This window comes from Flammeovirga sp. OC4 (assembly GCF_000812565.1).
Lineage (GTDB): Bacteria > Bacteroidota > Bacteroidia > Cytophagales > Flammeovirgaceae > Flammeovirga.
Genome location: NZ_JTAM01000041.1, coordinates 61,633 through 76,047, shown reverse-complemented (window position 1 = coordinate 76,047; position 14,415 = coordinate 61,633). Strand labels below are relative to the sequence as shown.

At 33.6% G+C, this 14,415-nt stretch carries 15 protein-coding genes; 6 read left to right on the top strand and 9 right to left on the bottom strand.

Annotation, left to right across the window (positions count from 1 at the left end):
• Window positions 1-45: 45 nt before the first annotated feature.
• Window positions 46-570 (bottom strand): hypothetical protein, encoded by a 525-nt coding sequence (locus PL77_RS19090; RefSeq protein WP_044208920.1) that lies wholly within the window; start codon window positions 568-570, stop codon window positions 46-48.
• 376 nt (window positions 571-946) lie between these two features.
• Between PL77_RS19090 and PL77_RS19085 the strand changes: the two genes are divergently transcribed.
• Window positions 947-1,726: a HipA family kinase gene (locus PL77_RS19085; RefSeq protein WP_044208919.1), complete on the top strand. Its 780-nt coding sequence runs from the start codon at window positions 947-949 to the stop codon at window positions 1,724-1,726.
• Window positions 1,716-2,105 carry a DUF3037 domain-containing protein gene (locus tag PL77_RS19080; RefSeq protein ID WP_044208917.1) on the top strand — a complete coding sequence of 130 codons (390 nt, stop codon included), beginning with the start codon at window positions 1,716-1,718 and terminating at the stop codon, window positions 2,103-2,105. The genes PL77_RS19085 and PL77_RS19080 overlap by 11 nt, the downstream gene beginning before the upstream one ends.
• On the opposite strand, the gene PL77_RS19075 is transcribed toward PL77_RS19080, so the two are convergent.
• From PL77_RS19075 to PL77_RS19065, 3 genes are all read right to left on the bottom strand, one after another.
• Complete coding sequence (locus PL77_RS19075; protein WP_082026629.1) at window positions 2,100-4,385, bottom strand: serine/threonine-protein kinase; 2,286 nt, start codon at window positions 4,383-4,385, stop codon at window positions 2,100-2,102. The two genes, PL77_RS19080 and PL77_RS19075, sit on opposite strands and share 6 nt — an antisense overlap.
• A gap of 9 nt (window positions 4,386-4,394) precedes the next feature.
• Entirely contained in the window at window positions 4,395-4,952 is a 558-nt protein-coding gene (locus tag PL77_RS19070) for a sigma-70 family RNA polymerase sigma factor (protein ID WP_044208914.1), read from the bottom strand.
• 160 nt (window positions 4,953-5,112) lie between these two features.
• On the bottom strand, window positions 5,113-5,502 hold the full coding sequence (locus PL77_RS19065) for a hypothetical protein (RefSeq protein WP_044208912.1): 390 nt from the start codon (window positions 5,500-5,502) through the stop codon (window positions 5,113-5,115).
• Between the two features lie 140 nt (window positions 5,503-5,642).
• On the opposite strand from PL77_RS19065, the gene PL77_RS19060 reads away from it, so the two are divergent.
• Window positions 5,643-6,179 carry a hypothetical protein gene (locus PL77_RS19060; protein ID WP_044208910.1) on the top strand — a complete coding sequence of 179 codons (537 nt, stop codon included), beginning with the start codon at window positions 5,643-5,645 and terminating at the stop codon, window positions 6,177-6,179.
• Window positions 6,180-6,260: 81 nt separating this feature from the next.
• Here the strand turns inward: PL77_RS19060 and PL77_RS19055 are convergent, their stop codons facing one another.
• From PL77_RS19055 to galK, 4 genes are all read right to left on the bottom strand, one after another.
• Window positions 6,261-7,322: an aldose epimerase family protein gene (locus PL77_RS19055; RefSeq protein ID WP_044208909.1), complete on the bottom strand. Its 1,062-nt coding sequence runs from the start codon at window positions 7,320-7,322 to the stop codon at window positions 6,261-6,263.
• A 219-nt stretch (window positions 7,323-7,541) separates the two neighbouring features.
• Window positions 7,542-8,573 (bottom strand): UDP-glucose 4-epimerase GalE, encoded by a 1,032-nt coding sequence (gene galE, locus PL77_RS19050; protein WP_044208908.1) that lies wholly within the window; start codon window positions 8,571-8,573, stop codon window positions 7,542-7,544.
• Between the two features lie 82 nt (window positions 8,574-8,655).
• Window positions 8,656-9,720 (bottom strand): UDP-glucose--hexose-1-phosphate uridylyltransferase, encoded by a 1,065-nt coding sequence (locus PL77_RS19045; RefSeq protein WP_044208907.1) that lies wholly within the window; start codon window positions 9,718-9,720, stop codon window positions 8,656-8,658.
• Window positions 9,721-9,807: 87 nt separating this feature from the next.
• Window positions 9,808-10,968 (bottom strand): galactokinase, encoded by a 1,161-nt coding sequence (galK, locus tag PL77_RS19040; RefSeq protein WP_044208905.1) that lies wholly within the window; start codon window positions 10,966-10,968, stop codon window positions 9,808-9,810.
• A 175-nt stretch (window positions 10,969-11,143) separates the two neighbouring features.
• Between galK and PL77_RS19035 the strand changes: the two genes are divergently transcribed.
• The 3 genes from PL77_RS19035 (at window position 11,144) to PL77_RS19025 (ending at window position 13,277) form a co-directional block, all read left to right on the top strand.
• Window positions 11,144-12,187: a LacI family DNA-binding transcriptional regulator gene (locus tag PL77_RS19035; protein WP_052444560.1), complete on the top strand. Its 1,044-nt coding sequence runs from the start codon at window positions 11,144-11,146 to the stop codon at window positions 12,185-12,187.
• An 86-nt stretch (window positions 12,188-12,273) separates the two neighbouring features.
• The gene (locus PL77_RS19030; protein ID WP_156152432.1) at window positions 12,274-12,663 is read left to right on the top strand and encodes a hypothetical protein; all 390 of its coding nucleotides are present in this window, start codon (window positions 12,274-12,276) and stop codon (window positions 12,661-12,663) included.
• Between the two features lie 68 nt (window positions 12,664-12,731).
• Window positions 12,732-13,277 carry a hypothetical protein gene (locus PL77_RS19025; protein ID WP_044208901.1) on the top strand — a complete coding sequence of 182 codons (546 nt, stop codon included), beginning with the start codon at window positions 12,732-12,734 and terminating at the stop codon, window positions 13,275-13,277.
• Between the two features lie 96 nt (window positions 13,278-13,373).
• On the opposite strand, the gene PL77_RS19020 is transcribed toward PL77_RS19025, so the two are convergent.
• Complete coding sequence (locus PL77_RS19020) at window positions 13,374-14,153, bottom strand: DUF481 domain-containing protein (protein ID WP_044208899.1); 780 nt, start codon at window positions 14,151-14,153, stop codon at window positions 13,374-13,376.
• Between the last annotated feature and the right edge of the window lie 262 nt (window positions 14,154-14,415).

Genomic DNA, 14,415 nt, shown 5'->3' with positions numbered 1-14,415 from the left:
ATCTTTTGTGTAGAACAAGGTGTTTTGTCTTGTATAAGATTTCAATTATATCGATTTAGGACTTAAGTTAATGGCAAGACCTAATTCAAAAACATTAAGAGTGTCTTCTTCTCCAAAAATTGGCATAAACGAACCATGTAATACCATGCCATTCGCAAACTGATAACCTGCTGAAAAATCTAAACAAGCAAAAGAATCAGAGCCACTGAGATCACCATAATCACTTTCAATATTAAAACTTAGGTAAGAATATCCCACACCAGCACGAACATAAGCACCTTCTAAGACTTGATACATATAACCCGCTGTTACTGGAACAATATAATTTTTACTTTTAGCAACACCTTCAAAATCTTCAGTGAAATATTTTACATCAAGTCCAAAATATATATAATTTGCTTTTGATAAATGTTGTGCATAAGAGGCACCAACACCAAAACCTAAGTTCTGATATTCCGATTCCGTTGGCAAAACGCCAGTTACTTTGATGAATCCTGTACTTCTGCCATCTTGTGCAAAGGATACGATAGATACAAGAAGAAGTCCAATTGTTAAAAATAGATTTTTCATAATTTGCTTAATTAGTTTTAAACTTAAAGAATAAAGAGCATTAATTTTGATTAGAAATAAAATGTATTACAATTAAATAGATTGCAGTTTTGAGGTAAATAATTTACACTAACCTTAATTTATGTTTGCTTTCTGAGTGCAAATATAGAATGCATGATTAAATTTTATAAATGATAAATGTTATTTTTTTAAAATCATATGAAGCTGGCTTTTTAAACTTATTGGTAGTAATGAAATTTGGTTTTCGACTTCTAAGCCTCGAATTTTTTGCTTCAAGACAAAACCGAAGAGAAAGAAGTTTGAAAGTTGACGATAATTTATGTAATATTTATTTTTGACTTAGTACTTTATTAGAATAAACCCATTAAAATATTCTATGTATAACAATGAAATAAGAACCGTCAATATGACGAGATATGTAACCCCTTTGAGAGAAGGAGGTTCTCTTCCAGCCATTGTAGAAGCGGATGACGGATTTGATTATGTCATAAAATTCAGAGGAGCAGGGCAGGGCGTTAAAGCATTAATTGCGGAGCTCATTGGTGGTGAGATGGCTCGTCAAATTGGTTTGAATATGCCAGAATTGGTTTTTATCCATTTGGTAGATACATTCAGTAAGTCGGAAGGAGACGAGGAAATTCAAGATCTATTAAAGTTTAGTGAAGGGCTTAATCTAGGTATGAGTTACTTAAGTGGGGCCATTACTTATGATCCTTTGGTCTCAATTGCTGACCCTTTAGCAGCATCAAAAGTAGTCCTGCTAGATAGTATCATCACCAATATTGATAGAACACATAGGAACACTAATTTATTGAATTGGAACAAAGCGTTATGGTTGATTGATCATGGGGCAAGCCTCTATTTTCATCACTCGTGGAGTGGTTGGGAAGATCATGCTAAAAGAACCTTTCCAATGATTAAAGATCATGTATTGCTTTCAAAAGCAACAAAATTAGATGAGGCCAATGAAAAATTAAAAGAATTATTGACACCTGATATTATAGAAGGAATAGTATCTTTGTTGCCCGATGATTGGTTGTCAGATCCAAGTATTGATGGAAGTATTGAAGAACGTAAAAAAGTTTACACTACTTTATTGAATACAAGAATTTCAAATTTAGATCAACTAACAAAAGAAGCGAAGAATGCAAGATAAACAAGTGTATGAATATGCGGTCATCCGTTTTATGCCAAAAGTTGAAAGAGAGGAGTTTATAAATGTTGGTGTTATACTGTTTAGTAAACCATTAAAGTTTCTTGATCTCAAATACCAAGTAAATGAAAAGAGACTCAATGCTTTTGATTTAATTGATATTGAAAAAAATGAGATAGAAGCTTACCTCAACACTTGGAAGTTGATATGTGAAGGGGGATCAAAGGGAGGTGTAATTGGTGAACAAGATTTACCAAGTCGATTCCGATGGTTAACCGCTACAAGGTCTACTTTAATTCAATCTTCAAAAGTGCACCCTGGTTTATGTGTTGAAGAGCCTCAGGTCATTTTAGAAAGGCTCTTTGAAAAATATGTCTTATGATGTGTAGACATCATAGGTTTTCCACCAATCATAAGCTTGTTTTTTATTCCAAGGATTTTGAACTGCAATTTTCTCAAGGTGCTGTATCAGAGTGTCAATGTTCTGTATTCTTTTTTCAGGATTAAATTGAATGCATTGCACTAGAAGCGAATATAAATCTTCAGGTATGTCTTCACGGTCAATTAATTTTTGAATTTCAACAGCTTCAATAATTTCTTGACCTGATAATACTTTTTGGGAAAGAATTTCAATCATTAAACGGCCATTGAGCATATAAAATCCAAGAATACCTAGTGAATAGATATCTACTTTACTATCACTATTTTTTGGGTCTCTCAAACGTTCTGGTGCCATATAAAGTGGTGTTCCTCCTACTTTATGAAAGGCTGTTTGTTCACTATCCGGAGTGAGTTCCTTTACTAATCCAAAGTCCAAAAGTTTCACTTGATCATAAGCTTCACCTTGTTTGGATAATAAAATATTCATGGGTTTGATGTCACGGTGCACGAGGTTTTTATGATGAGCCTCTCTGAGACTATAAGCCACTTCTAGTAATATATAAACGGCTCTATTAATCGGGAACTGCTCGTCTCTATCTATAATTTTGCCGAGTGTTATGCCCTCTATGAATTCCATTACATAATAGAAATTTCCTTCATTGGAGACACCATAATCATAAATTTTAATCGTATTAGGATGTTTAAGAGTAGAAGTAGCCCTAACTTCTTTTTCAAATCGTTTTATATTATCTTCAGTATTAAACTCTTTCTTTAAAAGTTTGATGGCTACGGGCATTTTTATCAATGAATGTTCTGCTTTGTAAACGACACCAAATCCACCTTCGCCAATTTTTTCTACGATAGCAAACTGACCGAGTTTTTTGATTTTAGAGTTAAAGCGTAAAATTCTAATATTCGAATGGTACAATAGAAAACACAAAAGACAAATAATAAAATATAATATCCCTAGTACCCAATCCATTTTCTGTATCATCACTAAAGCATCAGCAGCGTCTTCCTTCAAAACGATACCAAATCCTAAATCATCTAGCCATTTCCAAACACCAATAACTTCCACACCTCGGTAATCTTTATAAACATGGTGAATACTACCACTGCTTTTTTCAATAATACCATTATAGTATTCATAAAACTTCAAAGATGTAGCAGTCAAAGGCCAATTGATAACTTCGATTTCGGGTATTTCACCTTCCATGACATTCACACCTGGGTTTAATCCCTGAAGATGATAGATAGAAGAGGCATGGTTTAAGAATCCTTTTTCTTGAAGTACCTTTGTAAATCTACTCTCAGAGATGATAAACCCTTCTTGGTTTAGAGCATATGCTTCGGATGATTTACCGTAAACAGTAGATTTGAAGAGGTTTGAAAATTGATTTTTCGCTAAGGTAACCGTTAAAACATAACCTACAATTTCATTATTATCGTTATAGATTGGAGTACCTGTAGCACAATCAGAGTCACGATTGATCACGGAATCTTCTTCAAGTAATGATTCGGTGACATGAATCGGAGGTATGAAAATCGTATTCCCTTTCTTTAATTCATTATGGTAATCAAAAACTTTTTTACTCAAGTACTTATTGATAAGTGGAGAAAGTTCATTTGTACTTGAATTCCATGTATTATAGGTAATCTTCAATTCATTTTTATGGAGGAGACAAATAAAGTCAAACCCCATAATGTCTCTCAATTTATTAATGGTAATATTATAAGGTTTAATTTTTTCTAAATACTCGTTATCTGGTATTTCGAGTTTTTGTAGACTATCGATTTCAATAGCAAAATCCTTTAATACTTTTGTAGTTGCAATCTCTTTGACTTTTCGTTTTTCGTTCTCTATCCAATCATGGATAATGGTAGAAGTAGCATTGATTTGTGCAGTTTTTTCTTCAATTTCTTGGTCAAAAATACCATTGTAAATAGACTTTCTAACCCAAAAACCTACAACCAGTAATAGGGCAAGACTACTCAAGATCACAATCAAACGTGAATTCTTATTCTTAAGTAAGTGATTAGAAATTCTTCCGTAAAGAGATGTAGTTTGATCTTCTTTATCGGGTTGTATATGTGACTGATGAGATGATTCTTTCTTTTCAGGTGTATAAGTGGTAAATTCCTGATAGAGACTTATAACTTCCTGCAAAAGCTCTTGATCATCTTGACACTGTTCATGAATAACTTTTATTGCTTCTTCCTTTTCTAGCTCCATTATCAGAGCTAGAATATTCGATGCTCTTTCGTGTAGAGATTGTGACATAGGGTAGTTTTAGAGGTCGCTTTTCATAAATTTCTTCAGCCAAGCTTTTGCGACTTTCCAGTCTACTTCAACTGTTTTGATCGATACTCCCAATTCATCAGCAATTTCTTGCATTTTTAAGCCCCCAAAAAACTTCAACTCAACAACAGTTGCTTGTCTTTCATGAATTTTAGAAAGTTGTTCTAATCCTTCATGAATATCCAATACCATACCCTCTTTTTCTGGCGTAAATGCAATACCTTCTTCGAGTTCTAAAAGATGTTCTCCACCTCCTCGTTTTTGAGCATTTTTTGTTCTTGCATGATGCACCAAAATTCTACGAATAGCTTGAGCTCCTACCGCAAAGAAATGTGTTCTTCCTTGCCAATTGATGTGTTCTTGATCTACTAAATTTAGGTAAGCTTCATTGACAAGAAGAGTAGGTTGTAGAGTATGATCAGCTCTTTCTCTATGAAATAGTTTTTCAGCAATATCATGAAGATTATCATAGACAATAGGATAAAGTTGTTCTTTTGATTTTGGTAAATCAAGCTGATTAAGTAATTGTGATACTTCTCTTTTGTTCATGTGTAAGTATTATAATAGAATGAAAACTAAGATAGAGATAACCCCCAATTATAATATAATTATTTTTAGGTTGATAACATTGCGAAATTATTATTTTCTCTAAACGAGAACAATGTTAATCCGTTTACTCCTCCATAAAATACAAATTAATGTAATACAATTATGATGTGAGTAATTGATATTCAAATAAATCATATTTGAGTAAATTCTTCAATAAATGTACTGCTGCTTCTTTCACAATAGTTTCAGAAAGATCAATAATAAAGTCGAGTGTTTCACCGTCACATTCCACTGCCATATTATCAAAAAATTCTTTAGGATAATTTTTGAATAGAGAGAATTTCTTCTCAAAAGCATAGGCTATTATATATTCAATTGCCAAGAAGTCATTTTCCTGTTCATTTAAAGTTGCTTGATATAGGAGGTGATCTATTTGTTGATGAAGTGCATTCGACTCGTCTTCATCTAAACCTATGACTTGGAAAAAATCCCAACTTTGGTGAATATCAAAATGGACAATAATATAGGTATGATCTGCGGTGATTTTCATTTTAGTTCAATTATAATTTGGTGCTTAACTATCTTTAAGGATTATTATATTTCTTTCTTCAACCCTTTATTTTGACCTTTCGTTCAATATAAAAAGTAAATACAATTAAGTGTATTTTTCTAACTTAAAAAGGGGTTGCTATGAAAAATCAAAATATAAATCAAGAAACAATAACTTATAAATTAATCCATAGTCAATATATCAAAGAATTAAATTCTATGTTGGAATTTAATACTGGTAAATTAACAAGAAGATTATTTGAACCGCAATGGGCGTTGTTACCATTTTATTGGTTTATGAAAGATTTGAGAAATTTAAAAGATATTGCATTTGATATGACAGCTGAGGATTTTGTAGAACAGTCCGCTGAAATATTAAAAAGTAAATATGGAATTAAACTAAAGAAGAGAGAAGTTTCAAATCTAATAAGTGGTTATAATAACATATTACAAGGACAAACTCTTTTTAATACAATCCTTGAAATTGAGGAAGAAAGATTTTTTGAAGATTATGAACAGCTAAAAAAAATGAAAACAAAAGAACAAAAAATTGAAGAAGCAAAATTACAGGTTTTGAACCTATATGCTTCAACTAAAAATAAACTTAATTCTAGTGTATTAAATGTGTCTTCTTATTTGGAAACACTTCAAAGAAGACCAAAGCTACACAAAGGTTAATATTATTAGTTTAGATAAATATAAAAGTCCTGATTCTGTTAGATTAGAATCAGGACTTTCTTTTTATCTGAAAAGTAAAGACTACTTCACTACAAACTTATACACTGTTTTTTGAGTGTACTCCTCACCAGGATTTAAAATCACAGAAGGGAAGTGTGGTTGATTTGGAGAGTCTGGGTAGTGTTGTGCTTCCAGACAGAAACCTTGACGTTTGATAAGCGGAGTTTGGTTTTTACCTAGTTCACCTTCAAGCCAGTTACCAGTATAGAACTGTACTCCAGGTTCAGTAGTATAAACTTCCATTGCACGGCCAGTAGTAGCTTCGTAAGCAACACCTACTAATCCGTACTCATTAAGTGGCTTATTAATCACCAAGTTGTGATCATAACCAATACCGATTTTTGTTTGATCGTGATCAGCATCAATTTCGTTACCGATTACTTTTTCTTCTGTAAAATCAAAAGGAGTTCCTTTTACAGTGGCAATTTCACCTGTAGGAATACAAGTCTCATCAATAGGAGTATAGAAATTACAGTTTAGTTTTAAAGTATGATCTGAAATTTCACCTTCACCTTTAAGGTTGAAATAAGGGTGAGAAGTGAAGTTTACGATTGTCTTTTTATCAGTAGTTGCACTGTAATCCAATACCACTTCATTTTCATCCGTTAATGAAATTTTCAGTGTCAATGTCACATTACCAGGAAGGTTTTCAAAACCATCAGGACTTGTATGTGATAGTACCACTGAGTTTACACCATCTTCTGAAATTTCTTCTACGATATCAAAAACTTGACGATCAAATCCTACATCACCTCCGTGTAAGAAGTTGGGACCATTGTTTGTTGCCAATTGATATTCAACTCCATCAATAGAGATATTACCTTTTGCAATTCTATTTGCAAACTGTCCAACAGTTGCACCAAGGTAGCAGCTGTTATCTAAATAGTCTTCTAAAGAATCTTTTCCAAGAAGAACATCTGCCATTTCACCGTTTTTATCAGCGGTTAAAAAGCTAACTAAAATGCCACCATACGTTGACACTTGTAATTGGGAGCCTAATTGATTTGTAAGTGTATATAAAAATACCTCTTTATCATTGACTTTGCCCCAAGAAATTTTTTCAATTTGTTTTATATCTATCATTTCATTAAAACTTTTATGATTTGCTAGTAGTAATATAGAAATCAGTGAATTGACCCTTTTTAAATGTGAGCTTTTAAATAGGAATAGGCTCTAACACTTCTCTTAGTATTTAAGAGAAGTATTTAGAGCATCTATTCATCTGAAATTACCTGTACAATAAAATGCTTCAAGTATTAAGTCAAAAAAATGTTTAGTTTTTTTGCCGTACACACTATTTTACTAAGCTTTTGATAAAGCTTTTTCTTGCAATTGTTGTTGCCATTTCCAAGCAGAACCTGTCATGTCATCCAATGTCTTTTCAGATTGCCATCCTAACTCTTGGTTACCGAAAGTAGTGTCAGCATAAATCTTTTCGATGTCACCTTCACGACGGTCTACCAATTTGTAGTTCAGTTTTACACCTGACATTTTTTCGAATGATTGGATTACCTCTAAAACAGTAGAACCAGTACCTGTTCCTACGTTGAAGAATTCGTAATCTTCTTTTTGCTTGCTCTCGATCATTCTGTTTAATGCAACAATATGAGCCTGTGCTAAATCTACTACGTGGATGTAATCACGAATACAAGTACCATCCTTAGTATTGTAATCATCACCAAATACACTCAATTCAGCTCTCATACCCACACCTGTTTGTGTGATAAATGGCATTAAGTTTTGAGGAACACCTAAAGGTAATTCACCAATCAATGCAGAATCATGTGCACCTACAGGGTTGAAATAACGTAGAGCAATGGCTTTTAATCCGTTTTCTGCTTTTACGATATCTCTAATGATCTCTTCACCTACTTGTTTAGTATTTCCATAAGGAGATAAAGCAGGTTGAACTGGCGTTTGTTCAGTTACAGGCAACACATCTGGCTGACCATAAACTGTACAAGATGAAGAGAAAACAAAGTTGCTCACCTCATGTTTTACCATTAGGTCTAAGATGTTTAATAACGACTGAAGGTTATTTCTGTAATAAAGACTTGGCTTATTTACAGACTCACCCACTGCTTTTGAAGCTGCAAAGTGAATAATACCATCAATCTTCTCCTCTTGGAATAATTGATCTAATTGATCAAAATCTAAAAGATCAAACTCATAGAACTTAGGCTTTGTTCCAGTGATTTTTTCAATACCTTCCAATGCACCAATTTCAGAATTTGATAAGTTGTCAACGATAACTACCTCAAAATCTTTGTTGATTAACTCCACTGCGGTATGTGAACCAATGTAACCTAAACCTCCTGTTACTAAAATCTTCATTTTGTTTATTTGTTAACTCTATTAATGATAAAATTATAGACTAGCAATTATCGTTCATTACTAGTCTATAAATCATCTAATGTTATTTTTCTTCTTCTAAAACAGCACTTTTATAATGTACTAAAGATTGCTCTCTAATACGTGCAGCTGCTGTTTCAGCAGTGATATCTCTTTGAGCATTAGCAAGCATTTCATAACCTACCATAAACTTCTTCACTGTAGCAGAGCGAAGTAAAGGAGGATAGAAACACATGTGCATGTGCCACTCTGGGTGATCCTCTCCATCAGTTGGAGCTTGGTGGATACCAGCAGAGTAAGGGAAAGAAACTTCGAAGATGTTGTCATACTTGATCGTTAAAGCTCTGTATGCATCAGCGAAAGCATCTTTTTCTTCGTCAGAAAGATCAGTAATTCTGCTTACTGCTCTTTTCGGAACGATCATCGTTTCAAAAGGCCATACAGCCCAGAAAGGAACGATAGCAACGAAGTGTTCATTTTCATAAACAACTCTTGTTTGTTGCTTAATTTCTTGAGCAATGTAATCAGAAAGTAAAGTTGTACCATTTTTGTCATAGTACGCTTTTTGATTTACTTGCTTTTTTGCTGGCTCTTGAGGAATAGATTCCTGCGCCCAGATTTGACCGTGAGGGTGAGGGTTTGAACATCCCATCACTGAACCTTTATTTTCAAAAATCTGTACGTGGTTGATGTAATCTCTAGCACCTAGCTCAGTATATTCTTTTGCCCAAAGGTCAACTACTTTTCTGATTCCTTCTGTTTCCATTTCAGGAATAGTCAAATCGTGACGAGGTGAGAAGCAAATTACTTTACACAAACCTCTTTCACTTTTTGCTCTGAAAAGACCGTTACCCTCATTCATTTCACCTGTTGGAACATCTTCCAATAAAGCGGCAAAATCATTTTGGAATACATAAGTATCAGTATACTGAGGGTTCACTTCGCCATTGACACGAGTGTTACCCGGACATAAATAACACGAAGGATCATGTTCAGGACGCTTCTCCTCCTCAATCTTTTCTACTTGTCCTTGCCAAGGTCTCTTCGCTCTATGAGGAGAAACTTGTACCCATTCATTTGTAAGTGGGTTGTATCGACGGTGAGGATGATCCTCAAAATTAAATTCCATTGTTGATTCTTGTTTTCCTAGTCAAAAAATTTCTTTAAAAGCATGTTTAGCATCATGAGAACTAAACATGCCTTTTATAGATATAAATTAAGCTTCAACTGACTCTTCAACTCTTGCTCCGTCGCCGATTACAACTACATAAGCAGAAAGATCTTTACCCATTCCTTCTTTATATGCTTTCGTCATTCTTTCTACAAATGCGTCAACAGCTTCTTCTTTTACAAGGTTGATCGTACAGCCACCGAAGCCGCCACCCATCATTCTCGCACCAAGTACATTGTCATCTTCTAAAGTTTGCTCCACTAAGAAGTCTAACTCTGGACATGATACTGCATATTTCTTAGAAAGACCTTCGTGAGAACCATAGATCATTTTACCTAAGTTCACTAAGTCTCCATTATCCATAAATTCACATGCTTTCGTTAAACGGTCGTTTTCTTCAACCACATACGAACATCTGTCATAAATTACCGGATCCATTTTACCTTCAAATTCGTGCATCATTTCAACAGAAACGTCACGTAAGTTGATGATTTCAGGATAAGTTTCTTTGATTACTTCAACACCTGCTTCACATTGCTCTCTTCTTGTATTGTACTCAGAAGAAGCTAATGAGTGTGTCACGTTAGTGTTACATAATACCAATTTGTGACCAGTGATATCTAAGTTATGGTACTCATACTCTTTTGTACGGCAGTCTAACTTGATTACTTTATTTGCTTGACCAAAAGTTGAAGCAAATTGGTCCATGATACCACACTTCACGCCAGCATAGTTATGCTCTGACATTTGTGAAGCTAAAACGATGTCTAATTTCGATAAATCACCTTCAAATAATTTATTTAAACCTGTTGCTAAAGCACACTCTAAAGCAGCAGATGATGACATACCAGCTCCTAGTGGCACATCGCCAGCAAAGACAACATCAAAACCTTTTGGTTCTAAGCCTTTTACAGCTGTTTCTGCAACAACACCTTTGATGTAGTTGATCCATCCTTCAGAAGGAACAATGTTTGATAATTCGAAAGAACCAGACTCTTCTAAGTCAAGTGCATAAGCATTTACAGTATCAGTACCGTTTAACGCTAATGCGAAAACCATTTCTTTGTCGATTGATGCGGGTAATACAAAACCGTCGTTGTAGTCAGTGTGTTCACCGATGATATTTACTCTACCTGGAGCTCTTGATACCATTGGTTCTTTATTGAATAATTCTTCGAATTTTGCTACTACAGCTTTAGCGTTCATGTTGCTTTATTTTTTAGTTTAAAAATATCGTTTATTTCATTTCGATGGTTCAAACATGAAGGGTTTTATTTTAAAGGACAAATAAACACTTAATGAATTTTGAAAATAGCGTTACCGGAAACGTTCTCGGTAATTTTTGACGTGTTTATTTTTCATCTTTTTTTTAAATTTGAGCATGAAAAAAAGAAAGCCAACCATAAAGGATATTGCAAGGAGACTAGACATTTCTGTCTCTACAGTTTCAAGAGCAATAAGAGGAGCGGAGGACGTTAATCCCATAACCAAAAAGAACGTTTTGGATCTTGCGGAAAAAATCGGTTATAAAAAAAGCGTATTAGCGGCAGGGTTAGCAAGTAAGAAATCGTATTTGATCGGAGTGATTATACCTGAGTTAACAGTTCCGTTTTTTGGGAGGGTCATCTTGGGGATTGAGCAATTCTTAAAACCTTTAGGTTATGATCTGATCATTGTACATAGTGATGAACAAGAGCAGAAAGAGAAAGAGTGCATAGATATTTTATTGGATAGACAAGTGGATGGTATTCTTATTTCTTTGTCATTCAATACTAAAAGTGATCTACACCTTAAAAAAGCCATGGAAGAGGAGGTGCCTATTGTTGTTTTTGATCGAATCTTGCCGAAATCAGAATTACCAATACCGAGAGTTATTGTGGATGATTTTGAGGCAGGTTATCAAGCAACAAACCACCTTATCAATAAAGGTTACAAAAGAATAGCATTTATAGCAGGACCGGAGGATTTGTACATTTCGCAACAACGATTAAAGGGATATAGAACAGCCATGGAACGAAATGGCTTTGGAACTTCAGCAGATTTGATAGTGCCCACTTTAGATTTGAGACGTTCAGTGGGGCAAGCATTAGATAAGCTGATGGTATTAAAAGAAAAGCCAGATGCTATTGTGGCGTTGAATGATCCAATTGCCTTTAGAGTAATACGTCTTTTACAAAAAAGAGGGATTGAAATTCCTCAAAAAATTGCAGTTATGGGAATTTCCGGTGATGATATGGGAGAACTTTTTAATCCATCATTGACCACTATTAATCAGCCAGCACAAGAAATGGGTTTTGTAGCGGCCAACCTTTTGATTGACCGGATGAACGCTATGAAGGATGCAAAAAAACAAGGCAAAATATTCATTCCTATGGCTATATTAAAAAAACTACCCATTTCTTTGATTGAGAGAGAAAGTACTTGATGCAACTCCAAAAGTTTTTGAATTGGATGGTGGCTTTTATTTCATTTAAGATTTTTTTAGATTTGATAGGATCAAAAATAACACTTATGAATAAGCACACTATAATTCTATTCTTTTTTCTATTTATATCATTTAACTCTCATGCACAACAGAAGCTTTTGGATTTTTATTTTGAAGGTGGGAGGTGTCAGATGAATGAGAAAATAGTGGAAGTGATCAATGATGGCATCAATATCTCTGCACGACAAGTGGTTTTACATTACAAAAAAAGTGAAGAAAGCATGACACTTAATTTTGTGGATGAAAACCTTAGAGGCTATGAGGAGACAATAAAAGAATTGGAAGGTTATACTGTAAAAGGGAAAACTCAGCTTATTTGGAGAAATAAAAAAAATAAAAATTTAGAAATTGTGGTCATAGAAAAGGCTGGTAGTTTGACGTTTATGTGGAATGGCGTCATGTACAAAACAAACTAAGCTAAAAAGGGCATAATTTTTAATCACAAACATATTATTTAAGTCAATTTCATTCAAATTATTAACAAATGAAACTATTATTTTTACTTACACTTCTTTTTAACTACTTCGTAGAACCTCCAGTAAAAGATATCAAAGAAACGCTACAACAATCTTCTTCAGATGGTTTACCTTATAATGTTGATGTACTTTCTACTGCTTTTGGTTCTCAAGATTATGTCAACATCGAAGCTCGTATTGTACACGCAAAAGATGATTTTTATGCGATTGAATTTATTAATCAAGATTGGGACATGCAAGTGTACAATGCTAACTCTGATTATTTAGGCTTACCGTATTTCAAGAGTAAAATCAGAAGAGATATTTTGAGCTATTTAGATGATTCATCGAATAAAGTTGAAATCAATGAAATCAGTTATTTGGGTTTATCTTCGTACAAAGTAAAGGTGCTATTACAAGGTGCAACTGACCTTAAAGGAACGAATAAATGGATTGAGTTCATTGTTTCTAAGGAAGGTCTACTTTTAAGATACGAATCACATAGTCTTTCTGGTGGAACGACGAATATTAACCGTCAACGTGAAGTGGTACGTTTTTATATTCAAGAAAATTAAACCATTGTACAAAGCTAAAGATATTTTAAATCAAAAAGCCTCTTCAACTCATTTAAGGTTGAAGAGGCTTTTTTGTAATTAGATGAATGGGATTGTCTAAAAGTTATACCCAATTCCATTTTTAATGCTATAATTCAACTTATCGATGGGTACGTAAGGACGGTTTTCATACCAAAGTGTAAAATTATTATTAAAGTAGAGCTTCTTAGAAATTTTGATATTGAGGTTAGCCAAAATACTTAATCTATATTCTCTTACATTACTATATTTAGTTTGGAAGTATGACATAATATTGAAGAAAACATTGTCAGAAAAATCAGCCCTGTAAGTAATATATGTATTCCATCGGGCTATTGACGGTTTTGCTTTATGTATAATCGTTTCCCCATCTTGTTCGGTTAACCAATGCCAATTTTCGTTTTCATAAAAAGTTCCAATACCAATAGCTAAAAAGCTTTTCTTACTTTTTATTGGGCTAAACCTAAAATTACCACCTAAAAGAAAACGTTCGTTCATTCCCTTTACCTGATCAAATTGAAGCTGCGTAAATACTTCATAGGATAGCTTTCTATTTTTTAAAAACTCCATTCTTCCGTGAAGAAATCCATTTTGGAGAAGATCAAAGCCTTCTGAATTAAGAAATGAAAGATCGGATATTAAGATTAAATCATTGATTTTACCAACTCTGGCAAAGTTTGTTTTCAGTCCTCCGCCCTGTGTAGTTATTTGCTGATTGATTAATCTATAATTCAAAGAAATGTTACCTACCCAGTGTACAGAATCCCCTTCGTCGAGCCTTGCTTTTTCAATGTTTAAGATTTGAGCTTGAAGAGAATAGGATATAAAAAAAGAAATTAATAGCAGTAAATATCGCATTGAAGTGAATGTTCAGATTAGATTATACTTCAAAAGTAGAGAAGTATTTGACAAATTAAAAAACAGAAATTTTAAGTAGATGCATGTCAATCATTTAAAAAAAGAAGACGGCCTTTTTTAAACAATTGTTAAACCAGTGATGATAATCATTATTTGATAGAAGATGATCAAATTTTACAAAAAGTAACACTGTTATTTACCGTTACTAATAATGTCACCTGTAATAGTGAAGAAATAATTTTATCACTTAAGGTGGTTTAAG